The 25,309-nt window shown below is 74.7% G+C and carries 23 protein-coding genes and 1 pseudogene; 11 read left to right on the forward strand and 13 right to left on the reverse strand.

The window, feature by feature from the left end; translation table 11 throughout:
• Nucleotides 1-169 precede the first annotated feature (169 nt).
• Nucleotides 170-3,829 (forward strand): CARDB domain-containing protein, encoded by a 3,660-nt coding sequence (locus ABD223_RS34860; RefSeq protein WP_344040995.1) that lies wholly within the window; start codon nucleotides 170-172, stop codon nucleotides 3,827-3,829.
• A gap of 417 nt (nucleotides 3,830-4,246) precedes the next feature.
• Here ABD223_RS34860 and ABD223_RS34865 read toward each other — a convergent pair whose 3' ends face one another.
• The 4 genes from ABD223_RS34865 to sigE form a co-directional block, all read right to left on the reverse strand.
• Nucleotides 4,247-4,627: a sec-independent translocase gene (locus ABD223_RS34865; RefSeq protein ID WP_344040996.1), complete on the reverse strand. Its 381-nt coding sequence runs from the start codon at nucleotides 4,625-4,627 to the stop codon at nucleotides 4,247-4,249.
• A gap of 48 nt (nucleotides 4,628-4,675) precedes the next feature.
• Nucleotides 4,676-6,208 carry a S1C family serine protease gene (locus ABD223_RS34870; protein ID WP_344040997.1) on the reverse strand — a complete coding sequence of 511 codons (1,533 nt, stop codon included), beginning with the start codon at nucleotides 6,206-6,208 and terminating at the stop codon, nucleotides 4,676-4,678.
• 69 nt (nucleotides 6,209-6,277) lie between these two features.
• Nucleotides 6,278-6,871 (reverse strand): anti-sigma factor family protein, encoded by a 594-nt coding sequence (locus ABD223_RS34875; protein ID WP_344040998.1) that lies wholly within the window; start codon nucleotides 6,869-6,871, stop codon nucleotides 6,278-6,280.
• Entirely contained in the window at nucleotides 6,868-7,452 is a 585-nt protein-coding gene (sigE, locus tag ABD223_RS34880) for an RNA polymerase sigma factor SigE (protein ID WP_344040999.1), read from the reverse strand. The genes ABD223_RS34875 and sigE overlap by 4 nt, the downstream gene beginning before the upstream one ends.
• A gap of 209 nt (nucleotides 7,453-7,661) precedes the next feature.
• Here sigE and ABD223_RS34885 point away from each other — a divergent pair, with 209 nt between their 5' ends.
• Nucleotides 7,662-8,288 (forward strand): O-methyltransferase, encoded by a 627-nt coding sequence (locus tag ABD223_RS34885; RefSeq protein ID WP_344041000.1) that lies wholly within the window; start codon nucleotides 7,662-7,664, stop codon nucleotides 8,286-8,288.
• Nucleotides 8,289-8,632: 344 nt separating this feature from the next.
• Here the strand turns inward: ABD223_RS34885 and ABD223_RS34890 are convergent, their stop codons facing one another.
• Nucleotides 8,633-9,592, reverse strand: coding sequence for a helix-turn-helix domain-containing protein (locus ABD223_RS34890; RefSeq protein WP_344041001.1), 960 nt, complete (start codon nucleotides 9,590-9,592; stop codon nucleotides 8,633-8,635).
• A 53-nt stretch (nucleotides 9,593-9,645) separates the two neighbouring features.
• Here ABD223_RS34890 and ABD223_RS34895 point away from each other — a divergent pair, with 53 nt between their 5' ends.
• Complete coding sequence (locus tag ABD223_RS34895) at nucleotides 9,646-10,029, forward strand: cupin domain-containing protein (protein ID WP_344041002.1); 384 nt, start codon at nucleotides 9,646-9,648, stop codon at nucleotides 10,027-10,029.
• A 185-nt stretch (nucleotides 10,030-10,214) separates the two neighbouring features.
• Here the strand turns inward: ABD223_RS34895 and glgC are convergent, their stop codons facing one another.
• Nucleotides 10,215-11,429, reverse strand: coding sequence for a glucose-1-phosphate adenylyltransferase (gene glgC, locus ABD223_RS34900; protein ID WP_344041003.1), 1,215 nt, complete (start codon nucleotides 11,427-11,429; stop codon nucleotides 10,215-10,217).
• A gap of 102 nt (nucleotides 11,430-11,531) precedes the next feature.
• Here glgC and glgA point away from each other — a divergent pair, with 102 nt between their 5' ends.
• Both glgA and ABD223_RS34910 read left to right on the forward strand, forming a co-directional pair.
• Nucleotides 11,532-12,695 (forward strand): glycogen synthase, encoded by a 1,164-nt coding sequence (gene glgA / locus ABD223_RS34905; protein ID WP_344041004.1) that lies wholly within the window; start codon nucleotides 11,532-11,534, stop codon nucleotides 12,693-12,695.
• A 124-nt stretch (nucleotides 12,696-12,819) separates the two neighbouring features.
• A complete protein-coding gene (locus ABD223_RS34910; RefSeq protein ID WP_344041005.1) occupies nucleotides 12,820-14,154 on the forward strand; it encodes a hypothetical protein in 1,335 nt (444 codons plus the stop codon).
• A 514-nt stretch (nucleotides 14,155-14,668) separates the two neighbouring features.
• On the opposite strand, the gene ABD223_RS34915 is transcribed toward ABD223_RS34910, so the two are convergent.
• Nucleotides 14,669-16,129, reverse strand: coding sequence for a leucyl aminopeptidase family protein (locus ABD223_RS34915; RefSeq protein WP_344041006.1), 1,461 nt, complete (start codon nucleotides 16,127-16,129; stop codon nucleotides 14,669-14,671).
• A gap of 112 nt (nucleotides 16,130-16,241) precedes the next feature.
• On the reverse strand, nucleotides 16,242-16,409 hold the full coding sequence (locus tag ABD223_RS34920) for a DUF3117 domain-containing protein (protein WP_012783412.1): 168 nt from the start codon (nucleotides 16,407-16,409) through the stop codon (nucleotides 16,242-16,244).
• 262 nt (nucleotides 16,410-16,671) lie between these two features.
• On the opposite strand from ABD223_RS34920, the gene ABD223_RS34925 reads away from it, so the two are divergent.
• Together ABD223_RS34925 and ABD223_RS34930 are read left to right on the forward strand one after the other, a co-directional pair.
• Entirely contained in the window at nucleotides 16,672-17,448 is a 777-nt protein-coding gene (locus ABD223_RS34925) for a PaaX family transcriptional regulator (RefSeq protein WP_344041007.1), read from the forward strand.
• A gap of 24 nt (nucleotides 17,449-17,472) precedes the next feature.
• The gene (locus ABD223_RS34930; RefSeq protein ID WP_344041008.1) at nucleotides 17,473-18,252 is read left to right on the forward strand and encodes an enoyl-CoA hydratase-related protein; all 780 of its coding nucleotides are present in this window, start codon (nucleotides 17,473-17,475) and stop codon (nucleotides 18,250-18,252) included.
• Here the strand turns inward: ABD223_RS34930 and ABD223_RS34935 are convergent.
• The 5 genes and pseudogenes from ABD223_RS34935 to ABD223_RS34955 all read right to left on the reverse strand — a co-directional run bounded on the left by ABD223_RS34935 (nucleotide 18,239) and on the right by ABD223_RS34955 (nucleotide 20,746).
• Complete coding sequence (locus ABD223_RS34935) at nucleotides 18,239-18,838, reverse strand: DNA-3-methyladenine glycosylase I (RefSeq protein ID WP_344041009.1); 600 nt, start codon at nucleotides 18,836-18,838, stop codon at nucleotides 18,239-18,241. The two genes, ABD223_RS34930 and ABD223_RS34935, sit on opposite strands and share 14 nt — an antisense overlap.
• Nucleotides 18,831-19,244 (reverse strand): SRPBCC family protein, encoded by a 414-nt coding sequence (locus ABD223_RS34940; protein ID WP_344041010.1) that lies wholly within the window; start codon nucleotides 19,242-19,244, stop codon nucleotides 18,831-18,833. The genes ABD223_RS34935 and ABD223_RS34940 overlap by 8 nt, the downstream gene beginning before the upstream one ends.
• 192 nt (nucleotides 19,245-19,436) lie before the next feature.
• Nucleotides 19,437-19,721 (reverse strand): annotated as a pseudogene (locus ABD223_RS34945) (DivIVA domain-containing protein); the annotation flags it as partial.
• A 27-nt stretch (nucleotides 19,722-19,748) separates the two neighbouring features.
• Nucleotides 19,749-20,426, reverse strand: coding sequence for a permease prefix domain 1-containing protein (locus ABD223_RS34950; RefSeq protein WP_344041011.1), 678 nt, complete (start codon nucleotides 20,424-20,426; stop codon nucleotides 19,749-19,751).
• Nucleotides 20,408-20,746, reverse strand: coding sequence for a PadR family transcriptional regulator (locus ABD223_RS34955; RefSeq protein ID WP_344041012.1), 339 nt, complete (start codon nucleotides 20,744-20,746; stop codon nucleotides 20,408-20,410). The genes ABD223_RS34950 and ABD223_RS34955 overlap by 19 nt, the downstream gene beginning before the upstream one ends.
• A gap of 88 nt (nucleotides 20,747-20,834) precedes the next feature.
• Here ABD223_RS34955 and ABD223_RS34960 point away from each other — a divergent pair, with 88 nt between their 5' ends.
• The 4 genes from ABD223_RS34960 to ABD223_RS34975 all read left to right on the forward strand — a co-directional run.
• The gene (locus ABD223_RS34960; protein ID WP_344041013.1) at nucleotides 20,835-22,001 is read left to right on the forward strand and encodes a cytochrome ubiquinol oxidase subunit I; all 1,167 of its coding nucleotides are present in this window, start codon (nucleotides 20,835-20,837) and stop codon (nucleotides 21,999-22,001) included.
• A gap of 9 nt (nucleotides 22,002-22,010) precedes the next feature.
• Nucleotides 22,011-22,856, forward strand: a complete 846-nt coding sequence (locus ABD223_RS34965) for a cytochrome d ubiquinol oxidase subunit II (RefSeq protein WP_344041014.1) — start codon at nucleotides 22,011-22,013, stop codon at nucleotides 22,854-22,856.
• The gene (gene cydD / locus ABD223_RS34970; RefSeq protein ID WP_344041015.1) at nucleotides 22,843-24,474 is read left to right on the forward strand and encodes a thiol reductant ABC exporter subunit CydD; all 1,632 of its coding nucleotides are present in this window, start codon (nucleotides 22,843-22,845) and stop codon (nucleotides 24,472-24,474) included. The genes ABD223_RS34965 and cydD overlap by 14 nt, the downstream gene beginning before the upstream one ends.
• Nucleotides 24,475-24,500: 26 nt before the next feature.
• Nucleotides 24,501-25,309, forward strand: an 809-nt coding sequence (locus tag ABD223_RS34975) for an ABC transporter domain-containing protein (RefSeq protein ID WP_486374874.1), incomplete at its 3' end; no start/stop codon positions are given.

Below are 25,309 nucleotides of genomic sequence, written 5' to 3' on the forward strand. Positions count from 1 at the left end.
CGCGCGCCGACCGTTGACGAACCCGGACCCATCTGCAACCTTTGAGCGCAACCCTGCAAGAACTCGACAAAGACAACTCAAAAACTTAGCTACTACCTGCAACCTGCCAGCAGGTAACCGCCGCGCCTGCTGCGTGCCCGCGCCCGTCGTCCCCGACGAAGAGGACACCATGAAACGAACGCAGCAACGAACGCGGCACCGCCGGCGGCTGGTCGGCGGCCTCCTCGCGGTCGGCCTCCTGTCCCTCGGCCTCCCCGCCGGCCCCGCCGCCGCGGCCCCCGTGAACCTCGCGGCCGGCAAACCCGTCTCCGCGAGCGGCGCCCAGCCCGGCTACCCCGCCGCCAACGGCAACGACGGCAACCCCCAGACCTACTGGGAGAGCGCCAACAACGCGTTCCCGCAGTGGCTCCAGGTCGACCTCGGCGCCGCGACCCGCGTCACCCGCGTGGTGCTCAGGCTGCCCGCCGGCTGGGAGGCCCGCACCCAGACCCTGTCGGTGCGGGGCAGCGTGGACGGCTCCTCGTTCACCGACCTCGCCACCACCGCGGGCCGCGCGTTCGACCCCGGTTCCGGCAACACCGCCACCGTCGACTTCGCCGCCGCGGCGGCGCGGCACGTGCGGGTGCACGTCACCGGCAACACCGGCTGGCCCGCCGCCCAGGTCGCCGAGTTCGAGGTCTACGGCCCGGAGACCGGCGACACCCGGCCGCCGACCGCGCCCGCGAACCTCACCCACGTCCAGAGCGGCGAGCAGATCCGGCTGAGCTGGTCCGCCGCGACCGACGACGTGGGCGTCACCGGCTACACCGTCTACCGCGACGGCTCCCCCGTCGCGACCGTCGCCGGCCTTTCCCACACCGACACCCGGCCCACCACGGCCACCGTCTCCTACACCGTGCGGGCCCGTGACGCGGCGGGCAACGAGTCGCCCGACAGCAACCGGGTGACCCGCGTCGGCCAGGGCGGCGGGCAGGACCTGGCGCGCGGCAAACCGGTCGAGGCGTCGTCCCACGTGCACTCGTTCGTGGCGGCCAACGCCAACGACGGCAACCTCGCCACCTACTGGGAGTCCCACGGGCACCCGTCCACGCTGACCGTGCGGCTCGGGGCCAACGCCGACGTCACCTCGGTGGTCGTCAAGCTCAACCCGGACCAGGCGTGGGGCGACCGCACCCAGTCGATCGAGGTCCTGGGGCGCGAGCGGTCGGCGACCGGGTTCACCACCCTGCGGGCCCGCGCCGACCACGCCTTCGGCCCGGCCGCCAACCGGAACTCGGTGACGATCCCGGTCACCGGCCGCGTCGCGGACCTGCGGCTGGCCATCGCGGGCAACACCGGCGCGCCCGGCGGGCAGGTCGCCGAGCTGGAGGTCGTCGGCACGCCCGCGCCCAACCCCGACCTGGTGGTGACCGGGCTGACCTGGGCGCCCGCGAACCCGGTGGAGACCGACGCGGTGCGGCTGACGGCCGTGGTGCGCAACGCGGGCAGCGCCGCCGCGCCCGCCACGACGGTCAACGCCAGTCTCGGCGGGACCGTGGTGGGCTCCGCGCCGGTCGCCGCGCTGGCTGCGGGCGCGTCGACGACCGCGGTCGTCGACGCGGGCCGTCGCCCGCGGGGCAGCCACCGGGTGTCCGCCGTGGTCGACCCGACCGACGCGGTGGTGGAGCAGGACGACGACAACAACGGCTTCACGGCGGCCTTGCCGCTGGTCGTCGGGCAGGCGCCAGGCCCCGACCTGCGGGTCACCGGTGTCGCCTGGACCCCGCAGAGCCCGGCGCCCGGGCAGGCGGTGTCCTTCACCGCCACCGTCGAGAACCGGGGCACGTCCGCGTCCGGCGCGACCACCGTCACCCGGCTGACCGTCGGCGGCGCGACCCTCGACGCCACCACCCCGTCCCTCGCGGCCGGCGCGACCGCGACCGCGGCGTTCGCCGGCACGTGGACCGCGGTGAACGGCGGCGCGACGATCACCGCCACGGCCGACGCGACCGGCGTGGTGGCCGAGACCGACGAGAACAACAACTCGTTCGGCCGGTCGATCGTGGTCGGGCGCGGCGCGGCCGTCCCGTACGTCGAGCACGAGGCCGAGCACGCCCGGTACCAGGGCACCCTGCTGGAGGCCGACCCGCGGCGCACGTTCGGGCACACCAACTTCGCCACCGAGTCGTCCGGCCGCCGGTCGGTGCGGCTGTCCGCCACCGGCCACTTCGTCGAGTTCACCTCCACCGCCGCGGCCAACTCGATCGTGGTGCGCAACTCGGTGCCCGACGCGCCCGGCGGCGGTGGCGCGGACGCGAGCATCAGCCTGTACGCGGACGACGTGTTCGTGCGCAAGCTGGCGCTGACGTCGAAGCACAGCTGGCTGTACGGCAACACCGACAGCCCCGAGGGCCTGACCAACACCCCGCAGGCCGACGCGCGGCGGCTGTTCGACGAGTCGCACGCCCTGCTGTCCCGCACCTACCCGCCGGGCACCAGGTTCAAGCTCCAGCGCGACGCCTCCGACACGGCCGCGTTCCACGTCATCGACCTGATCGACCTGGAGCAGGTCGCGCCGCCGGCGTCGCGGCCCGCCGGCTGCACGTCGATCACCGAGTACGGCGCGGCGCCCGACGACGGCCGCGACGACACCGACGCCCTCCAGCGGGCCGTGACCGACGACCAGAACGGCGTCATCGGCTGCGTGTGGATCCCCGCCGGCCAATGGCGGCAGGAGAAGAAGATCCTCACCGACGACCCGCTCAACCGCGGCCAGCACAACCAGGTCGGCATCCGGGACGTCACCATCCGCGGCGCGGGCATGTGGCACTCCCAGCTGCACTCGACGATCGAGCCGCACCTCGCGCCGGGGATGATCAACCACCCGCACGAGGGCAACTTCGGGTTCGACGTCGACGCCAACACCGTCATCTCCGACATCGCGATCTTCGGCTCGGGCCGCATCCGCGGCGGCGACGGCAACGCGGAGGGCGGCGTGGGCCTCAACGGCCGCTTCGGCCCCGGCACGAAGATCACGAACGTGTGGATCGAGCACGCCAACGTGGGCGTGTGGGTCGGCCGCGACCACAGCAACATCCCGGAGCTGTGGGGTCCGGGCGACGGGCTGGAGTTCAGCGGGATGCGGATCCGCAACACCTACGCCGACGGCATCAACCTCACCAACGGCACCCGCAACTCCCGCGTGGTCAACTCCTCGTTCCGCAACACCGGCGACGACGCCCTGGCGATCTGGGCCAACCAGTACGTCAAGGACACCGCCGTCGACGTCGCGCACAGCAACGCGTTCGTGAACAACACCATCCAGCTGCCGTGGCGGGCGAACGGCATCGCCATCTACGGCGGCCACGGCAACCGGGCCGAGAACAACGTCATCTCCGACACCATGAACTACCCGGGCATCATGCTGGCCACCGACCACGACCCGCTGCCGTTCTCCGGGCAGACGCTGCTCGCGAACAACGCCCTGCACCGCACGGGCGGCGCGTTCTGGGGCGAGCAGCAGCAGTTCGGGGCCATCACGCTGTTCGCGCAGGGCCGCGACATCCCCGGCGTGGTGATCCGGGACACGGAGATCCACGACTCCACCTACGACGGCATCCAGTTCAAGTCGGGTGGCGGATCGACGCCGGGGGTGGTGATCAGCAACGTGCGGATCGACCGGTCCACCAACGGGGCGGGTGTCCTGGCGCAGGGCGGCGCGCGGGGCAGCGCGGCGCTGACCGGCGTGACCATCACGAACTCGGCGACCGGGGACGTGGTGGTGGAGCCGGGGTCGCAGTTCGCGATCACCCGGACGGCGGCGGCCCGTCGGGGTCTCGCGGCGGGCTGACCGGGACGGCGCGGCGAAGGGCTCCCGGGTTCCGAACGCCCGGGGGCCCTTCCCGCGTCCGGGGGTGCGCTTGGTGCGCCGGGTCCGCGTGGTTCACAGGGCCGCTGGGGCTCGCGGGGCGGTGAGGTTCGCCGGGGCCGTGAGGGTCGCGGCGGCGTGCCCGTGCTCCGCCCGGTCCACGCGCTCGAACGGCAGCCCCGTCGCCCGCCGGAGGTGCCCCGGCAGCCCGATGTCCGCGCCTGTGCCCGTGGGTGGGCACGTGCCCCGGTGTGCCGTGGCCAAACCCGCGTGACCGGCACGGGTGACGGAGTTCAACCGGACGTGTCACCCGAGGGTCCTCGCCTCGCCGCTCGGGTCCGGTCAGGTCCGCCCAGGTCGCATCCGGGTCCGGTCAGGTCGCGCCCGGGCCCGGCCCGGTCAGGTCGCGTCCGGGTCGTACGGCGGCCGCTCGCCCCGCTCCAGCGGCCGTTCCGCCGGCTGCGGCTGGGGACGGGGCGCGGTCGTCGGGTAGCCGTTCGGCTTCTCGCTCGGCTCGTCGTCCCACAGGTGCTTGGTGATGGCCCGCTTCGGGTCGAAGTTCCGCAGCTCCCGCAGGTCCTCCAGCGGCTTGCGCAGCTGCTCGAACTCCGGCCCCATCTCCTGCTTGAGCTGGTCGCGCGCGCCGGTCGCGTACTCGCGCACCTGGCGGATCGTCCGACCCACCCACGCCGCGGCCGACGGCAGCCGCTCCGGCCCCAGGATGAACAGGCCCGCGACGACGATGACCAGGATCTCGAACCATCCGATGCTGTCGAACACCCGCGTGCCCCACCTTCCGCCCCCGGTCCCGGGGGACCAGCCTAACCGTCAGTCGGAGCGCAGCGTCACCTGCACGGTGAGCTCCCGACCCTGCCTGACCAGCACGACCGGAACCGTCTCCCCGATTTCACGTTCCCGCACCGCGACGGTCAGCTCGGCGGCGTTGCGCACCAGCCGGTCGCCGACGCGGATGATCACGTCCGCCTCCTGGACGCCCGCGGCCGCGGCGGCGCCGCCCTCCGGGACGTTCTGCACCTGCGCGCCCTCGGCGGTCTCCGCGGACGCCGACCGCGCGTTGAGGTTCATGTCCGCGTGCTTGACCTGCCCGTCGCGGATCAGCGCCTGCGAGATCTTGCGCGCGTAGTTGCCGGTGATGGCGAACCCGAGGCCGACCGAGCCGCCGGTCTCGGTGCGGATCGACGAGTTGATGCCGACCAGCGCGCCGGACGAGTCGACCAGCGCGCCGCCGGAGTTGCCGGGGTTGATGGCCGCGTCGGTCTGGATCGCGTCGTAGGTGACCTGGGGGCCGCCGTTCTCCCCCGCCGCCGTCACCGGGCGGTGCAACGCGCTGACGATGCCCTCGGTGACCGTGTTGGACAGCGACAGCGGCGAACCGATCGCCAGCACCGTGTCGCCCACGGCCAGCTCGTCGGAGTCGCCGAACTGCAGCACGGTCGGGTTCTCCACCTCGACCTTGATCACCGCGAGGTCGGTCTTGGCGTCCCGGCCGACGACCTGCGCCAAGGCCCGCTTGCCGTCGGTGAACACCACGGTCAGCTTCGCCGACGTGTCCTGCACGGCCGGCGCGACCACGTGGTCGTTGGTGAGCACGTAGCCCGCGCCGTCGATCACCACGCCCGAGCCGACGCCCGCCACGTTCGCGCCCTTGAACTCGATCGACACCACGCTCGGCGTGACCCGGCTCGCGATGTCGGCGACCGAGCCGACCGGCCGCTCCTTCGCGGGCTTGACCTCGGCCAGCGTCACACCGCCGTCGGTCAGCGGGTTGCCGACCCGGCCCAGCAGCCAGCCGACCACACCGCCGCCCGCGCCGACCAGCAGCGCCGCGACCAGCAGCAGCGCCAGGGCCGTCGGCTTCACGCGCCGCCCGAACAGCAGCTCGGGCACGCTCAGCTGGGCCCCCGGCCGCGGGTCGGGCTCCGCCGCGGGCGCGGCCTCCTCGGTCACGGCGGGCGGCCCGATCACGGCCGACGCGCCCGGGTCGCGCCACGCGTCGCCCGCGGGCTCGCCCTCCCAGAAGACCGGCTCCACCTCGGGTTCGCCGTGGAGGTCCAGCGGCGGGCGCTGGAGCCGCGTGCCCGCGTCGCCGTCGGGCCGGCCAAACGCCGTGGCCAGCGCCTCCGGCGGTGGCGGCGCGAACCGCACCGGGCCGCTGCCGTTGCCGTTGGGGGTGGACCGGTCGGCGGCGAACGCGCCGGGCACACCCCGCGGCCTGCCGAACACGGCGGCCTGACCGGGGTCGACGGCCGGGCGGGCCAAGGGGCGGGGCGCGAGCCTGCGGTGCGCCCCGTCGTCGACGCCCGACCTCGGGGTCCCGTTGCCCTGCTCTGGCTCGCTCATCGCTCCCCGCACGTCGTCACGCACTACCTGTCGCGGGGCAATCGTGCCCTCCGAGCGGTGAAGTCGCCGTCAGCGGCCCAGGTCCGCGACCGGGCGCAGCACGTCCGCGCGCTCGGCGAGGGTGGACGACGGGGAGACCGCGGGCGCGGGCGGCGGGGTGGTGCCCTGCGCGGGCGAGGGCGAGGGGTCCTCGCCGGGGACGACGAGGGCGAGCGCGCCGAGCATCAGCCCGGACACGACGACACCGGCGCCCTGCCGGGCCCGCCTGCCGCCGAGGCGGCTACCGCCGCCGGTGCCGAAAGGGCGGCTCTGCCCCAGGACGGGCCCCGAGCCGAAGGGAACCCGGTCGGGCCGCTGCACGGTGACCAGCTGGCCGTCCTCGGTGACCGCGAGGTTGTCGGGTGCGCTGGGCAGCTCGACCTGCTCCGGGATCGCGCCCAGCCTGGCCAGCAGGCCGGCCGGCGCGCACGGGGTCGGCGCGGCGCGCACCGCGGAGCGCGCCTGCTGCTGCGAGTACGCCTCGGCCGCGCAGAACGGGCAGCGCGCCAGGTGGGCGGCCGCCCGGCCGTGGGCCGAGGCGGACAGCTCACCGTCGACGAAGGCGACCACCGCGTCGGGCAGCAGGTGCTGCTCGGGCAGTTGCCAACCTCGCAGGTCGGTCATGCAGAGTCCTCCCGAACCAGACCCCGTCGGCGTTCCATCTCCACCCGCAGGGCCTGGCGGCCCCGGTGGATCCTGCTCCTCACCGTACCCAGTTTGATCCCGAGGGTGGCGCCGATCTCCTCGTAGGACAGCCCCTCCACGTCGCACAGCACCACGGCGGCGCGGAACTCGGGCGGCAGCTCGTCCAGCGCGGCCTGCAACTCCGGGTCCAGGTGGGTCTCGTCGTAGACCTCCTCCGGGCTCGGGTCGTCGCCCCGGATGCGGTCGTGCTCCTCCGGCAGGGCCTCCATGCGCACGCGCGAGCGGCGGCGGGCCATGTCGAGGAAGAGGTTCGTGGTGATGCGGTGCAGCCAGCCCTCGAACGTGCCGGGTTTGTACGACGCGAGCGAGCGGAACACCCGGATGAACGTCTCCTGGGTGAGGTCCTCGGCGTCGTGCTGGTTGCCGGTGAGGCGGTAAGCCAGCCGGTAGACCCGGTCGGCGTGGTCGCGCACGACCTGGTCCCACGAGGGCACGGTCCACTCCGCGTCCTCGATGGGCGCGGTCGGTGCGGTCGGTGCGGCGGTCGACTGCTTCGGCATCGGGGGGTTGAGCACCTCCAGTGGGCTGGATGCCCTGCTGCACGGGGTCAACGTTCGGAGTGCCTCACGTGTTCCCCGTTGGTCCTGCGCTGGAACCAGCCTGACCGGTCCGCTTATAACGATGGTGAGAGGCGGCTGAGAGCAGGCTGAGAATCACGGGTTCGCCGAGCCGGTCCCGGACGGGGGCCCGCGGCGTTAGCCTTCGTGCTGTGGATGCGCCTACGCGCGAGTACGTGGAGCACTACCTGCCCGAGGACCCGGCGCTGGCGGCGGCCAGGGCGCGCGGGGCCGAGCTGGGCTGCGTGCCGATCGGGTCCGGCGGCGGCGCGGCGCTGAGGTTCCTGGCGGCCGCGCTGCGGGCCAAGGCCGTGGTGGAGGTCGGCACCGGCGCGGGCGTCGGCGCCCTGTACCTGCTCGGCGGCATGCCGGCGGCGGGGGTGCTGACCTCGATCGACGTGCGGCCGGAGCACCAGCGGGCGGCGCGGGTGGCGTTCGCGGAGGCCGGGGTCGCGGTGTCCCGGACGCGGCTCATCACCGGGCGGGCGCTGGACGTGCTGCCCCGGTTGGCGGACGGCGCGTACGACCTGGTGTTCGTGGACGCGGCGAAGTCGGAGTACCCGAGGTACCTCCAGGAGGGCGTGCGGCTGCTGCGGCCGGGCGGGGTGATCGCGTTCGACAACGTGCTGTGGCACGGGCGGGTGGTCGACCCGGCGCACCGGGACGCGGACACGGTGGCGATGCGGGAGGTGGCGAGGACCGTCCGCGACGACGACCGGCTGGTGCCGGTGATCCTGCCCCTGGGCGACGGGTTGTTGGTGGCCGCGAAGTCGGGGTGAGCCGGATCCGGGCGCGTGCTGGTCACGTGCCGGTTCAGGTGCTGGTCACAGGCCGCACAGCGCCTCCGCCCCGTCTCTGCCAGACTCCCCCTGCCCATGTCCCTCTCGCCGCTCCGTGGACGAACACCACTGCCTCCTCCACCCGACCACACGATCGAGTGAACATCGTCCGACAATGTACGGAAACGGTGTTACCGATCATCGGTTGAACGAATGAGGTGCCCGACCGACCACCCGGCCCACCCACCCAAGCTGACCATCCGGCCACCCGACCGACCACCCCGGCCGGCCGCCGGAAGAGGCAGGTGCCCGACCGCTCAGGGCCCGAAGCGGCGCCCGACCACTCAGGGCCCGAAGCGGCGGCGGTAGGCGCTGGGGGTGAGCCCGGTGCGGCGGTGGAACTGGGCTCGCAGGTTGGACGCCGACCCCAGCCCGCTGCGGCGGGCGACCACGTCGAGGCGGGACTCGCCCCGCTCGATGAGGCTGCGCGCCAGGTCCACGCGCTCCGCCGTGAGCCAGGCCAGCGGGGTGGTGCCCAGCTCGGCCTGGAACCGCCGGTGCAGGGTGGCCTGGCTGACCGCGGCCCGCGTGGCGAGCGAGGCGACGGTCAGCGGCTCGCGCAGGTTGGCGCGGGCCCAGGCGAGGACCGGCCCGAGCGACTCGTCCGGGACGTCGGGCACCGGGCGGGTGACGAACTGCCGCTGGCCGCCGTCGCGGTGGGCGGCGAACACCAGGCGGCGGGACACGGTGTTGACCACCTCGGTGCCGTGGTCCTGGCGGATCAGGTGCAGGCCCAGGTCGAGGGCCGCGGCGCTGCCGGCGGCGGTGTGGATCAAGCCGTCCTGGACGTAGAGGACGTCCGGGACGAGGGTGACCAGCGGGAACAGGTCGCGGAACAGGTCGGCCCACTGCCAGTGCGTGGTGGCCCGGCGGCCGTCCAGGAGGCCGGCGTGCGCCAGGGTGAACGCGCCGGTGCAGAAGCTGACCAGGCGCGCGCCCCGGTCGTGGGCGCGGGTCACGGCGTCGAGCAGGGGTTGTGGCGGGCGGACCCAGCTGTCGGGGCGGTTCGACACGATCACGGTGTCGGCGCGGTCGACTTCACCCAGGTCGGGGACACCCGTGAGGGTGAAAAAGTCGTGGTTCACGCGGACCGGACCGAGGGCGCAGAGCGTGAACGAGTACCACGGGTGGTCTCCCAGTTCCGGGCGCGCCAGGCCGAACAGCTCGGTGGCGACGCCCATCTCGAACGGGTTCGAGCCGGAGTCGACGATCATCACCACGTGGTGCGAGGATCCTGGCGGCATGTGCGATTCCTAGCACTCACACGTACGTGCGGAAAGAGCACACGATCGGATGCATGGAGCCGATCAACCTGGGGAAAGCGCTGGCCAGCTTCGACGCCCTGTGGAGCCCGCGCGTCGTCACGACCGTGAACGACTACGACATCCGCGTGGCCAAGGTTCGCGGCGAGCACCTGTGGCACGTGCACGATCACACGGACGAGTTCTTCTTGGTGCTGGAGGGTGAACTGGAGATCGCGCTGGAGGAGCGGACCGTCCGGCTGGGGCAGGGAGACGTGTTCGTGGTGCCCAGGGGCGCGAGGCACAAGCCGTCGTCGGCGGGTGGGGCGCGGATCATGGTGATCGAGCCCAGCGGGACGTCGAGCGTCGGGGATCGCCACGACGAGGTTCCCGACCACGTCGACGCGACCACCGGCCACCCCCTGGTCGGCCGCCCCTGATCGGCCGCCCCCGGCCGGGCACCCACTGGCCGGGCACCCTCCTGGCCGGGCACGCCTGACTGGCGACACCGACCGGGAAGGGGAAGGGGAAGGATGGGAAGAGGGGCGGGCGGGAAGAGGGGCGGGAGCAAGCGGGCGGGGGGTGCGGGGCCCGGCGACGGGTGCCGGGCCACCACCGCCCCGCGTCACTCGGCCGTGATGCCCTTGCCCAGCACGGTCACCCCGCCGGCCGACACCGTGTACCGCTGCCGGTCCATCGCCGGGTCCACGCCGATCAGCGCGCCGTCCGGCACGACGACGTTCTTGTCCAGGATCGCCCGCCTCACCACGGCGCCCCGCCCGATCCGCACGCCGGGCAGCAGCACGCTGCCCTGCACCACCGACCCGGTCTCGATCACCACGTCCGACGACACCACCGACCCGTGCACGGTGCCGGAGATGATCGACCCCGGCCCCACCATCGAGTCCTCCGCGCTGCCGCCCGCGATGAACTTCGCCGGCGGCAGCGGCGGGGTCGCCGTGCGGATCGGCCACGCCTGGTTGTAGAGGTTGAACACCGGCCGCACCGACACCAGGTCCATGTGGGCCTCGTAGTAGGCGTCGATGGTCCCCACGTCGCGCCAGTACCCGCGGTCCCGGTCGGTCTCGCCCGGCACGCCGTTGTCGGCGAAGTCGTAGACGTGCGCCCGCCCCTGGTCGACGAGCATGGGGATGATGTCGCCGCCCATGTCGTGGTCGGAGTCCGGGTTGGCCGCGTCCGCGCGCAGCGCCTCGATCAGCGCCTCGGTCCGGAACACGTAGTTGCCCATCGAGGCGAACGTGACCTCAGGGTCGCCGGGCACGTGCGGCGGGTCGGACGGCTTCTCCAGGAACCTGGTGATCAGCCCGAACTCGTCGGAGTCGATGCACCCGAACGCCTTGGCCTCGGCCCGGGGCACCCGGATGCCCGCCACGGTGACGCCCGCGCCGGTCTCGACGTGCTGCTCCACCATGTGGCCGGGGTCCATGCGGTAGACGTGGTCGGCGCCGAAGACCACCACGTGCTCCGGCTTCTCGTCGTTGACGAGGTTCAGCGACTGGAAGATGGCGTCGGCGCTGCCGGTGTACCAGCGGGGGCCGAGGCGCTGTTGCGCCGGCACCGGCGTGACGTACTGCCCGAGCACATTGGACAGCCGCCACGTCGTGGAGATGTGCCGGTCCAGGGAATGGGATTTGTACTGGGTGAGCACGCAGAGCTTGACGAAACCCGCGTTCACCAGGTTGGACAGGACGAAGTCCACCAGCCGGTAGTTCCCGCCGAAGGGCACCGCCGGCTTTGCCCGGTCGGCGGTCAACGGCCACAACCGTTTGCCTTCGCCACCGGCGAGGACAATTCCCAGGACGTGCGGTTGCCCTTTCACGACAACGACCCTAACCGGGTGAGCACCACCTCACCAACGGCGAACTAACGCAGCCGCCGCCGTTCACCCGGCTGCCGGGGTCGTCGGGGTTACGGTGAGCCGGTGCGAATTGGACTGCTGACACGTGAGTACCCGCCCGAGGTCTACGGCGGCGCCGGGGTGCACGTCGGTTTCCTGGTGCCGAGGTTGCGCGAGCTGATCGACGTGGACGTGCACGCCTTCGGCGGTCCGCGCGAGGACGCGCGGGCGCACGTCGCGGCGCCCGGTCTGGAGGGGGCGAACGCCGCGTTGGCCACGCTGTCGGTGGACCTGGAGATGGCGGCGGCGCTGGGTGGCGTGCAGCTCGCGCACTCCCACACCTGGTACGCCAACATGGCCGGTCACCTGGCAAAACTGCTGCACGGCATCCCGCACGTGGTGACCGCGCACTCGCTGGAGCCGCGCCGGCCGTGGAAGGCGGAGCAGCTGGGCGGCGGGTACCGGGTGTCGTCGTGGGTGGAGCGCACCGCGTACGAGGCGGCGGACGCGGTGATCGCGGTGAGCGAGGGCATGCGGGCCGACGTGCTGGACTGCTACCCGGCGCTGGACCCGGCGCGCGTGCACGTCGTGCGCAACGGCATCGACACGGTCGCCTACCACCCGGTGGGCGAGACCGACGCGCTGGAGCGGCACGGCATCGACCCGGGGCGGCCGATCGTGACGTTCGTGGGGCGGATCACCCGGCAGAAGGGCCTCGGGCACCTGGTCGCCGCCGCGCACCGGTTCTCCCCGGACGCGCAGGTGGTGCTGTGCGCGGGCGCGCCGGACACGCCGGAGATCGCCGAGGAGACGCGGCGGGCGGTGGCGGAGCTGGCGGCGTCGCGGCGGGGGGTGTTCTGGATCCGGCAGATGCTCCCGGCGGAGGAGGTCCGGCAGGTCCTGAGCCACTCGACGGTGTTCGTGTGCCCCTCGGTGTACGAGCCGCTGGGGATCGTGAACCTGGAGGCGATGGCGTGCGGGACGGCGGTGGTGGCGTCCGACGTGGGCGGCATCCCGGAGGTCGTGCAGCACGGTGGGACCGGGTTGCTGGTGCACTACGACGAGGGTGACGTCGAGGCGTACCGGGCGGGGTTGGCGGACGCGGTGAACGAGGTGCTGGGCGACCCGGCGCGGGCGGCGGCGTTCGGCGCGGCCGGGCGTGAGCGGGCGGTGCGGGAGTTCTCGTGGGAGTCGGTCGCGGAGCAGACGGTGGAGGTGTACCGGGCGGCCCTGAACACCCCGGAATGATCACTCAAACCTCACTGTGATACTCGCCACACTCCATTGGGTGCAACCCAGGAGGGGGGCGACCGCCTTTACCCAGTAGGGGGCCGACTACTGGGGGTTGTGGATGCGGTGGGGTGTCCTCCTGTTGGCGTTGGTGACCGCCGGGTGCGCGACGCCCGCGTTCAGCGCCGAACAGGTGCGGTTGACCCTGGACGGGCAACCGGTCCTGGACGCGCCGGCGTTGCAGGCGCGGGCCGAGGCGGAACTGAGCTACACGCTGTCGTTCGGGTACGTCGCGCGCACCGGCGGGGCGGCCGCGAGCTGCTGGTTCGCCCGGACGGGGCGGCTGTTCGAGGTGGACAGCAGGCTGTGGTGCGGGCCGGTGCAGGTGCCCGGCACCGCGGCCGCCACCGACTGGGTGCCGGTGCCGTTGAAGGAGGTCGAGCGGACCGGGTCCGGTGTGCGGCTGGAGGTGCAGCCGCCGCAGGTCCCGCCGCCCGGTTCCCGCAGCGTGCCGGTGGGGAAGCTGGTGCGCACCGACGGGCGCGAGGCGGTCGCCGACCAGGGCGTCGGCGAGGCCGGGCCGGACTTCCTGGCCGTGCTGCCGGACGAGGGGCAGCACGTGGAGGAGGCGTCCGCGTTCGTCCGGGACGACCAGCTCGAAGTGCGGGTCACCGGGTACGCGAAGCCCTCGGCGTGGTCGACGGACGCCGGTGAGCTGCGGGCCGAGCACGGCGTCGAGCTGCGGGTGCTGCGGCTGGCCGTGACGCGGCACGGCGAGGTCGACTCGGCGTTCCGGCAGACCCCGTGGCGCGGCTGGCTGCCGCAGCCGCCGGAGCTGTCGCTGGACGTGCCGGGGCGGCGGCACCGGCTGCCCGCCGACCGGCTGCCGGACCAGGGGTCCGTGCTGGTGGTCTTCACGGTGGCCGCCGGGGGTGGCGGCGCCGAGGCGCTGGTGCTGAACACCGTGGGCGCGAAGTCGTTGGAGCAGCGGGTCGAGGTGCCGTCCGGGCAGGTGGTGGGGGCCGCGCCAGGGGTGCTGCGGCGCGCGCCGGGACCGGAGACGACGTCCGTTTCGACGCCCGTGACGGTCGGGGCCGCGACCGGGTCGGTGGAGGTGATCCGGGCGCGGCTGGGGCGGCAGCGGCCGGTGGCGTTCAGCGACCAGTACGAGCTGTCCACGGCCGGGCCCGGGATGGCGCTGCTGGAGCTGCGGTTGCAGCAGCACGGGCTGCCGACGGTGGTCGGGGCCTGGGAAACCGCGAAGCTGACGGCGGTGGAGCTGCCGGACGGGAGCCGGGCGCGGTTCGCGGGGGCGCGCTACGGCGGGGACACGGTGCCGGTCGCGGTGGTGTTCGAGGTGCCGGAGGACGTGCGGTCGGTGCGGTTCTCGGTGACGGCGGGGATGGCGACGTTGCCGCAGCTGGGGACGGTGTCGGTGAGCGGTGGGGAGCCCGGGGTGGTGGCGCTGGACTTCTGAGGCTCGCTGGGGGCTCGGGTGGCGGGTCGCGGGGGTCGTGGCGCGGGGGTCGCGGGGGCGCGGCGGTGGGTCGGAGTCGCGGTCGGGGGCGCGGTGCGGGGGTCGGGGGCGCGGGGACGCGGTCGAGGGGCGCGGCCGGGGGTGGGGCGGAGGGCCGGCGCGGCGGCGGCCTGCACAGCGGTGGTGGCGGACGGCGCTGCGGCTGGCCCGGCGGCAGCTGGTGCTGCGGCGGCTGGCCCGGCGGCCGTCGGCCTGGCGACAGCTGGCCCGGCGGCGGCCAGTCCGGCGGCGTTCGGCAGGGTGGCATTCGGCAGGGTGGCGTTCGGCGCGGCGGCGGCCGGAGCGACGGCCACCGCAGCGGCTGTGGCCGTCACGTTCACAGCTGTGGCGGCCGTGGCGGGCGTGGGGTGGCGGGGTCGGGGGTGGGGTGGCCGGGGTCGCGGTTCCTCATGCTCTACCGAGTGCCGGACCCCCGGTTTTCGTACATCCTCCCGCCGATGATCACCCCATCGTGTTACCGATCAGACCCGGCCCCAGACCCAGACCCGGCCCCGTGCGCGGTCCCGGTCCAGCTCTCCGCCAACCCGATCAACGTCCGGGCCGCGAAGCCCGTCGCGCCCGGCACGACCTCGTCGTACGCCTTGTCCGCCCGCGCCGGCCCCGCGATGTCCAGGTGGGCCCACGGCACGTCGCCGACGAACTCCCTCAGGAACAGCGCCGCCGTGATGCCGCCCGGTCCCGGGGGGCACTGGCGGACGTCCGCGATGTCGCTCCGCACGCCCTCCGCCGCGTCCTCCAGCAGCGGCATGCGCCACCACCGCTCGCCGACGGCCGCGCCCGCCCCGGCGATCCGGGCCGCCAGGTCGTCGTCGGTGGCGAACAGGCCCCCGGTGCGCAGCCCGAGGGTGACCTTCATCGCCCCGGTCAGGGTGGCGACGTCCACCAGGTGGTCCGGCGCGAGCGTGCGCACGGCGTAGGCCAGGGCGTCCGCCAGCACGAGCCTGCCCTCGGCGTCGGTGTTCGTGACCTCGGTCGTCGTGCCGCCGTGGTGCCTGATCACGTCACCGGGTCGGTACGCGGAGCCCGACACGTGGTTCTCGGCGGCCGGGACGAGGCCGGTGACGCGCAGGGGCAGGCGGCGGCGGGCGATGCCGGTCAGGGCGGCGATGACGGCGGCGCCCCCGGACATGTCCGTGCGCATCAGGTGCATGCCCTCGGCGGGCTTGATGGAGATGCCGCCGGTGTCGAAGGTGATGCCCTTGCCGACCAGGACGAGGTGGGGGCCGGGGCCGCCGGACCAGGTGAGCTGGATGAGCCTGGGCGGCCTGGCCGAGCCGCCGCCGACCGCGAGGACGCCGCCGAAGCCCTGCGCGGCCAGCCAGCGCTCGTCGCGGACCTCGACGTCCAGGCCGGGCACGTCGCGGGCCGCTCGCACGGCCGCCGACGCGAGCCAGGCCGGGTCCTTGACGTTGGACGGGGTGTTGGCGAGGTCCCGGCTCAGCGACGTGGCGGCGGCGAGGGTGGCGGCGTGGTCGACGGCGTCCGCGTGGGCGGTGATCAGGCGGAGGGTCCTCACCCGCTTGGGCTCCTCCGCCGCGGTGATCCTGTACCGGTAGCCGCCGAGGGAGGCGCCCAGGGCGAACGCCTCCACGGCCCCGGGGTCGAGGTCGGCGGGCAGGCGGACGTCGAAGGTGGTGGGGCCGCCCTGCTCGGCGTCGCCGTGGAGGGCCCTGACGAGGGACGCGCCGGCCTTGCGCCAGTCGGCGGGCGCGCCGTCGCCCGCGCCGACGTGCCAGGTGCCGTCGTGCCTGGTGGTGGCGCCTGCCCTGCCGGTGACGCCGGGGGGCGCGTCGCCGCCGCCGGGGCCGAGGCGGACGGGGTCGCCGGGGAACGCGACGAGCACCGCGGGCGCACCCCGGCGGAGGGTGGTGGCCGCCTCGACGGCGACCAGCGGGGTGGGCAGGGGTGCGCGCACGGTTGCTCCTCGGCTCAGGCGGCGTTGGGGGGAAAGACGCTGGTCACGACGTAGCGATGCCCCGGTTCCACTGTGGAACCGGGGCTGCTCGACGCTGTCTCGCTCCGGCTGGTCAGCCAGCGGCTGCCTTGAGGGCGTCGCCCAGGGCGTTGGCCTCGTCCGCCGACATCTCGACGACGAGGCGCCCACCACCCTCGAGCGGAACGCGCATCACGATGCCGCGCCCCTCCTTGGTGACCTCGAGGGGACCGTCGCCGGTCCGGGGCTTCATGGCCGCCATCGCGTGCTCCCTCCGTCAACATCTTCCCCGTCCGACCAGGGCCGGATACCGCCCCCATTCTCCCCTATGCGGACTCACCTGCGAAACCGAACCGATCTTTCCGACCGCCGTGGACTCCCGCGACGATCTTGTCCAACGCCCTGTTCACGGCCAGGATCGCCGTGCCGCAAGGACTTCCGGGAGCGCCGGCAACCGTCACCCTCCCGTGACGAATCACCGCGCTGTGGCGTGTCGCGGCCCTGCCCTGACACACTCGGCTCTCGTGCGAGCCCGTTCCGCGCTCTTCGACGTCTACGGCGGCCACCTCCGCGAGCGGGGTGGCGCCGCGACGATCGCCGCGCTGGTCCGGTTGCTGGAGCCGCTGGACTTCGCCGCGCCCGCGGTGCGCACGGCGGTGTCGCGGACGGTGCGGCAGGGCTGGCTGGCGCCGGTGCGGCTGCCGGGCGGCCCCGGCTACGCGTTGACGCCCCGCGCGGAGCGCCGGTTGGACGAGGCCGCGGCCCGCATCTACCGGACCCGGCCGTCCACGTGGGACGGTCGGTGGCACGTGGTGGTGCTGGAGGAGCTGCCCGCGCGGGAGGCGCGGGAGCGGCTGGCCTCCTCGCTCCAGCTGCTCGGCTACGGCGCGCTGGGGCCCGTGACGTGGATCTCGCCGCGCCCGTCGGCGGAGCTGGCGGACGTGCTCGCGGCCGAGGGCGTGCGCGGCAGCGCGTTCCTCGGCGGGCACGAGGGCGACGCGGCGGAGCTGGCGGCCCGCGCCTGGGACCTGGCCGACCTGGGCCGCGACTACGCCCGGTTCACCGCCGGGTGGGAGCCGGTGATGTCCGCTGTGGACGGTACGTCGCGCGCGGGGGCGTTCGCGGCGTCGCAGCGGCTGCTGCACGCGTGGCGCAAGTTCCTGTTCCGCGACCCGGGGTTGCCGCGCGAGCTGCTGCCCGCGCGGTGGCCGGGCGCGGGCGCCGCCGAGTTCTTCGACCGGCACACCGCGCGGCTGGCGCCCGCGGTGGCCGAGTTCGTCGACGACTGCCTGGGTACGTGATCGAGCACAACCGGAGGTCCCACCGTGTCCGAGCTCCTCGTCGACGACGCCGACGGCGTTCGCACCCTCACCCTCAACCGGCCGGAGTCGTTCAACTCGTTCACCACGGCGATGAAGGAGCGGCTGCTGGAGGTCCTGCTGGACACCTCGGCGGACGACGCCGTGCGGGCGGTGGTGGTCACCGGCGCGGGGCGGGCGTTCTGCGCCGGTCAGGACCTGAAGGAGCACATCGCGCTGCTGGAGGCGGGCGACCCGGCGCCGCTGCGCACGGTGGAGCGGCACTACAACCCGATCGTGCGGGCGGTCGTGGGGATGCCGAAGCCGGTGATCGCGGCGGTGAACGGCATGGCGGCGGGCGCGGGCGCGTCCCTGGCCTACGCCAGTGACCTGCGGATCGCGGCGGCGGGCGCGCGGTTCCTGATGGCGTTCGCGAACGTGGGCCTGACCGCGGACTCGGGCGCGTCGTGGACGTTGCCGCGGCTGATCGGGCACGGCCGGGCGATGGAGATGATGCTGCTGGCCGAGCCGGTGGGCGCGGAGGAGGCGCTGCGGATCGGCATGGTCAACCGGGTGGTGCCGGACGGCGAGGCGCTGCCCGCGGCGCTGGAGCTGGCGCGCCGGTTCGCCGACGGGCCCACCACCGCCTACGCCAAGATCAAGGAGGCGATGGCGTTCTCCGGTGAGCTGGCGATGGCGCTGGAGGTGGAGGCCCGGACGCAGGCGGAGGCGGGCGCGACCGCGGACCACCGGGAGGCGGTGGCGGCGTTCGTGGCGAAGCGGACGCCGCGGTTCACCGGCCGCTAGCGCGGAAGCAGGCCGCGATGTGGTCGTCGACCATGCCCGTGGCCTGCATCAACGCGTAGCAGGTGGTGGGGCCGAGGAACACGAAGCCGCGGCGCTTGAGCTCCTTGGCCATCGCCTTCGACTCGGGGGTGGTGGCGGGCACGTCGGCGGCGGTGGCGGGCCGGGTGTGGCGCTCGGGCCGGAACGACCACAGCAGCTCGTCCAGCGGCACGTCGAGCCGGCCGGCGGCGCGGGCGTTGTTGACCGCGGCGAGGACCTTCGCCCGGTTGCGCACGATGCCCGCGTCGGCCATGAGGCGCGCCACGTCGTCGTCGTCGAACGCGGCGACGGCGGCGGGGTCGAACCCGGCGAAGGCGCGGCGGAAGTTCTCGCGCTTGCGCAGGATGGTGATCCACGACAGGCCGGACTGGAACGACTCCAGCGTCATGCGCTCGAACAGGGCGGTGTCGCCGTGCAGCTCGACGCCCCACTCGGTGTCGTGGTACTCGACGTAGTCGGGGGTGCTGTGGCCCCACGGGCAGCGCACCAGGTCGGCGGCGGGGCCCGCGGGGACGGGGGCGGCGGGGCGGGTGGCCTGGTCAGTCATGCGGGTACTCCCGGGCGAACCTGGCGAACCTGAGCAGGGACAGCTTGACCCCCGGCGCGAACGCCAGGTTGAGGGGCAGGGCGACGTCCTCGGCCCACACCAGCTCGCTGCGCGGGCCGCGGGGCAGGACCAGGAACTCGCCGGTGCCGCGGACGAGGCGGCCGGTGTGGTCGACGGCGCAGCGCACCGGCGGCTCCCACGCGGTGACGCGCATGGTGTCGGTGAAGCCGAGGCGTCCGATGCCGGTGAACGCGGACAGCTCGCTGCCGACGCCCGCGCCGTCACCGGCGGTGACGCGGACCCTGGTGCCGAGCATCCACTCGCCCTGCCGGTCCCAGTCGGTCAGCGCGGCCCAGGTGCGGGTGGCGGGCGCGTCGACGCGGACGCGCAGCTCGAAGCGGGTCACGGGCCGACCGCCCCGGCTCGGGCCGGGCGGGGTTCACGCCCGGTCATGCTCGGCCTCCCGGGCGGGCCGGCCGTGGGACGGCTCCAAGTCGGTCGGCCGGTCGAAGGGCCGGTCCACGGCCCGGTCGACGGACCCGTCGGCGGCCCGGTCGGCGGCCCGCCCGTCCGGCTGGTCGACGGGCGTGCGCCCCGTCTCGGCCTCCAGCTCGGCGACCCGCGCCCGCAGCCGCTCGACCTCGCCGGCCAGGCGCTCCACCGCCCAGTCCACCTCGGTCATCTTGTAACCGCGCAGGACCTGCTGGAACCGCAGCTCCCGCACGTCCTCGGGGGTCACGCCGCCGGCGGGCAGGCGGGTCGGCGACGCGCCCGGCGGCAGCGGCGCCAGTTCCTCGCCCCGCCCGAACACCAGCGCGGCCAGCAGGAACACCACGGCCGCGACGAGCGCCATGACGACGATGTAGATGAGCGCTGAGGTCACGTGACGATCGTGGCACACGCCCGGCGGTCACATCGACGAGAACACCACGCAGCGGCGGGCCAGCACGGCCAACCGGAGCAGCACGGCGAGCGAGAACAGGGTGGCCAGGGCCACCGGCGGCGACAGGACCAGCCGGGTCGCGTCCAGGTGGGCGGTGGCGGCGAGGATCGCGAGGTTGCCGCTCAGCGCGACGCCGACCGCGGCGACCGCCACCGCGCCCGCCAGCCTGGCCAGCGTCAGGGTGCTGACCGCGGTGCGCGCCAGCCGCCGCCCGACCAGCAGGGCGAGCACGGCCACGCCCGCCACCACCCACGAGGCGTTGTCGTTGAACCGGGCGACCAGCAGGTACCAGGGGGGCGGCGGCGCGTCGAAGTCCTGCCAGGCGCCGATCCAGAACGCCCGGTTCAGCTCCCAGATGAGGTGCGCCAGCGGCAGGGCCAGCATGAGCGTGCGCAGGGTGCGGGCGCCGTGGGCGAGGCCGAGCAGGCCCTGGTAGTCGCGGGCCACGGCGGTGACCGGCCCGAACTCGGCGACCGCCCGCCGCTGGGCGTCCTCGTCCGGCAGGCCGCGGTCGCGGTGGGCCGCGGCGGCGTCGTCGAGGCTGTCGCGGGCCTCGGCGAGCAGGTCGTCCTTGACGTGGCCGGGGCCGCGCAGCCGCCGGTCCAGCGCGGACACGTAGTCGTCGATCACGCCTGCGCCGGCCACGACCCGCCCCCCAGCACGCCCTCGATCGCGGTGGTGAACTCGCGCCACGCGGTGCGCTCGGCCGCGAGCGCCCGCTGCCCGGCCCTGGTGAGCCGGTAGGTGCGGCGCTGCCGGCCGCCGACGGTGCTCCACTCGCTGCTCACCAGGCCCGCGGACTCCAGCCGCCGCAGCGCCGGGTAGACGGTGCCGGTGGGCAGGTCGAGCGCGCCGCCGCTGCGCCGCTGGAGCGCCTCGATGATCGCGTAGCCGTGCAGCCGCTCGCCGTCGAGCGTGGCGAGCAGCAGCGCGTCGAGGTGGCCGCGCAGCGCATCGGACTTCATGCGTAGTGAGTCTACGGATCCGGACAAGGGGGCGCATCGGGGGAACCCCCGATGTTAAGTAGGCTCGCTACGTATAACGTGCCTACCCATGGATGCTCTCGGACTGGCCCGGCTCCAGTTCGCCGTCACCACCTCGTTCCACTTCCTGTTCGTGCTGGTCACGCTCGGACTGGTGACGCTGGTGGCGGTGACGCAGACCCGGGCCGCGTTCTCCGCGGACCCCGTGCACGGGCGCATGACGCGCTTCTGGGGCCGCCTCTACGTGGTCAACTACGCGCTCGGCATCGCCACCGGCATCGTCATGGAGTTCCAGTTCGGCCTGAACTGGTCGGGCCTGTCCACGTTCGCCGGCGACGTGTTCGGCGCGCCGCTGGCGGTCGAGACGCTGGTGGCGTTCTTCCTGGAGTCGACCTTCCTCGGCCTGTGGATCTTCGGGTGGGACCGGCTGGGCCGGTGGGTCCACCTGGCGCTGATCTGGCTGGTCGCGCTGACCGCGTACGCCTCGGCGCTCTGGATCATGGCGGCCAACGGGTTCCTCCAGCACCCGGTCGGGCACGAGCTGCGCGACGGCGTGCTGCGCATGACCGACTTCTCCGCGCTGCTGACCAACCCCACCTTCGTGACCGCGTTCGGGCACGTGTGCTTCGCCGCGCTGACCGTCGGCGGCGTGTTCCTCACCGGCGTCAGCGCGTACCACTTCCTGCGCCGGACCGACGAGGTCGACTTCTTCCGCCGCTCGCTGCGCCTGGGCGTGGTCACCACGGCGCTGGCCACGCCCGCGCTCGTCGGGCTCGGGTTCGCGCAGATCCCGATCGTGGAGGAGCACCAGCCGGACAAGTTCGACGCGGTCGGGGCGGTGGACGGCGCCGGCCTCGGGTTCATGATCCAGATCGGGCTGGTGCTGCTGCTGGTCAGCTGGGTGACCGTGCCGCTGCTCGCCCGCGACCTGGTGGTGCGGCTGAGGTTCCCGCTGCACCTCATGGTGGCCGGCATCCCGCTGCCGTTCGTCGCCGCCATCGGCGGCTGGCTGTTCCGCGAGATCGGGCGGCAGCCGTGGCTGGTGCAGGGGCTGCTGACCACCGAGGACGCGCTGTCGCACGTCGACCGCGGCCAACTGCTCGTGTCATTCATCGGGTTCACCGCCGTGTTCGCGGCGCTGGCCGTCGCCGACTGGGCGCTCATCGCCAGGTACGCGCGGCGCGGACCGGCGTCCTCGGACGTCGAACCCGTCTCGCCCATGGTCCCGGCGCTGTAGGGGGTCGCGGTGGAAAAGGTCTGGGTTGTCCTGCTGACGGTGCTGACCTGCGGCTACTTCGCGCTGGCCGGCTTCGACTACGGCGTCGGCGTGCTGCTGCGGGCGTTCGCGCGCGACGAGCGGGAACGGCGGCTCGTGCTGCGCGCGATGACGCCGTTCTTCCTCGGCAACGAGGTGTGGCTGGTCGCGGCGGTCGGCGTGCTGTTCGGCGCGTTCCCCCGGCTGGAGGGCGAGCTGCTGTCGTCGCAGCACACCGCCTTCACGGTGCTGCTGGTCGCGCTGGTCGCGTTCACCGCCGCCGTGCAGCTGCGGTCGCCCGCGTGGGACCCCGTGCTGGTCGGCGCGGCGCTGCTGGTCGCCGTGGCGTGGGGCGTGCTGCTCGGCCGGGTGCTCGGCGGGCCGGCGTGGCTGTGGGCGGCGGGGCTGCCGGCGCTGTTCGCGCTGCACGGCGTCGTGTTCCTGGCCTGGCGGCTGCGCGGCGACCTGCGCGCCAGGGCCGCGCGGTGGGCCCTGGCGCTGGCGCCCGCGGCCGCGGTGTTCACGGTGGCGGCGGCACTGACGGCGGGCGCGGTGCCGGAACCCGCCTACGGCCTGGCCGCCGCGGTGGCCCTGGCGCTGCTGGGCGGCGCGTGGCTCGCGGTGCGCGCCGGGCGGTGGCGGGCGGCGTTCGGCTGCACGGCGGCGCTGTGCGCGCTGCCCGTGGTCGCGGTGTTCGGGGCGCGGGACGTGGTCACGACGTCGGTGATGGCCGACCTGCCCACGCTGCGGGCCCTGGGCTGGGTGGCGCTGGCCGTGCTGCCGCTGGTGCTGCTGTTCCAGTGGACGACCTGGTGGGCGCACCGTGTCCCGCGTTGACCCGGGCGGGCACGCCGACCGGCGCTACCTCGCGGTGCTGACCGCCCTCGCCGCCGGCGCCGCGGCCGCCGTGCTCGCCCAGGCCGAGGCGCTGGCGGCCGTGCTGACCGGCGGCCCCGCGTGGTGGCTCGTCGCCGCGGTGGCCGGGCGGGCGCTCGTGGCGTGGGCCGCCCAGGTCGTGCCGCTGCGGTTCGCCGCCGCGGTGAAGGCCGACCTGCGCAAGCGGGTGCTGCGCTCGGCGTGCGGCGGCCGGGAGCCCGCCGGGTCCGTGGCCACGCTGGTGGTGAAAGGGCTGGACGCGGTCGAGCCCTACTTCGCCGGGTACCTGCCGCAGCTCGCGGTGGCGGCGGTCGTGCCGGTGGCGGTGGTGGCGCGGCTGGCGTTCGCGGACCTCGCCTCGGCGCTGGTGGTGCTGGCCACGCTGCCGCTGGTGCCCGTGTTCGCCGCGCTGGTCGGCCTGCACACCCGCGACCGCACCCGCGCCGGCTGGGCCGGGCTGGCCGTCGTCGGCGGGCACTTCCTGGACGTGGTGCGCGGCCTGGGCACGCTGGAGCTGTTCGGGCGGGCGGCGGCGCAGGCGCGGACCGTGCGGGCCATGGCCGACGCCCACGCCTCGGCCACCCTGCGCACCCTGCGCGTGGCGTTCCTGTCCGCGCTGGTGCTGGAGCTGGTCGCGACGCTGTCGGTGGCGCTGGTCGCGGTGCCCGTCGGCCTGCGGCTGCTGCACGGCGGGGTGACGCCGCACGTCGCGCTGCTGGTGCTGCTGCTCGCGCCCGAGGCGTACCTGCCGCTGCGGGCCGCCGGCGCCCGGTTCCACGAGTCGGCCGAGGGGCTGGCGGTGCTGGAGGCCGCGCACCGCGCCGGCGGCACCCGGGTGTCCGTCGGCCGCACCCGCGCGCCGGACCTGCGCGCCGCCGAGATCGTCCTCGACCGGGTCGTGGTGAGCCACCCCGGCCGCGACCCGCTGCCCGAGGTGTCGCTGCGCCTCGCGCCCGGCGAGCGGGTGGCGCTGGTCGGGCCCAGCGGCGCCGGCAAGACCACCGTCCTGTCCGTGCTGCTCGGCTTCGTCGCGCCCGCCTCCGGCCGGGTCCTGGTCGGCGGGGTCGACCTGCGCGAGGTGGACCCGGCGACGTGGCTGGCGCAGCTGGCGTGGGTGCCGCAGCGGCCCACCCTGTTCCCCGGCACGGTCGCCGACAACATCGCCCTCGGCTCACCCGGCGCCCCCGCGAGCACTGGGACCGTCGCGGCCACCGCGACTATCGCGGCCACCGCGGCCGCTCCGACCATTGCGGCCTCCGCGGCCGCTCCGACCATTGCGGCCTCCGCGGCCGCTCCGACCATTGCGGCCTCCGCGGCCGCTGTCGGCCTCGGGCACCTCCTGGGCGCCACGCACCCGCTGTCCTCGGGCGAGCGGCAGCGCGTCGCCCTGGCGCGGGCCCTGGCGCGGCCGGACGCGCGGGTGCTGCTGCTCGACGAACCGACGTCCCGGTTGGACGGCGGCACCGAGGAGGTGGTGCTGCGGGCGGCGAGGACCCTGGCCGCCGGGCGGACCGCGCTGGTCGTGGCGCACCGGCCGGCGCTGCTCGACGAGGTGGACCGGGTGGTGGGGCTGACGTGAAGGGGGCCGGCGTGAGAGGGGCCGACGTGAGGGGGCTGCTGGGCGCCGTGGCCGCGGGTGTCGCGGCCGAGCTGGCGGGCATCGGGCTGACGACCACCGCCGTGTGGCTGGTCATGAGGGCCGCGGAACAGCCGCCGCTGACGGCGCTGACCGTGGCGGTCGTGGCCGTGCGCGCCCTGGCCCTCGCGCGCGGCGGCGCCCGCTACGTCGAGCGGCTCGCCGGGCACGCCGCCGTGCTGCGGGGCCTGGTGGAGGTGCGGGGCCGCGTCTACGACTCGCTGCGGCGCGCCCCGCTGCGCGACGGCGACGCCCTCACCCGCCTGGTGTCCGATGTGGACGCCGTGCAGGACGTGCTGCTGCGCTGCCTGCTGCCCGCCGCCGTGGCCGGCGCGGTCGGGCTCGTCGCGCTGGCCGCCACCGGGTTCGCCGCGCCCCTCGTGGTCGGGCTGGCGCTCACCGGGCTCGTCCTGCCCGCGCTCGCGTGCGCGGTGGCGGACCGGCACCTGCGGGCGGTCGCGCCGCTGCGGTCGGACCTGGCCGAGCGGACCGTGGTGCTGCTGGACGGCGCGGCCGAGCTGACCGCGTTCGGCGCGCTCGACCGCGAACTGGACCGCACCGGGGACCTGGTGGACCGGCTGGCCGTGCGGGAGCGGCGCGGCGGGTTCGCCGCGGCGGCCCTGGCCGCGGTCGCGGTGGCCGTCCAGCACGGGGTCGGGTTGGCGCTGCTGCGCGACGGCGCGCCCGCGCACGTGGCGCTGGGCGCGGTCGCCGCGCTGGAGGTCACCGCGCCGCTGGTCGCCGCCGCGCGGCGGTGGGCCGGGGCGCGCGGTTCCGC

It is taken from the genome of Saccharothrix xinjiangensis (assembly GCF_039527585.1).
In the GTDB taxonomy this organism is placed as follows: domain Bacteria; phylum Actinomycetota; class Actinomycetes; order Mycobacteriales; family Pseudonocardiaceae; genus Actinosynnema; species Actinosynnema xinjiangensis.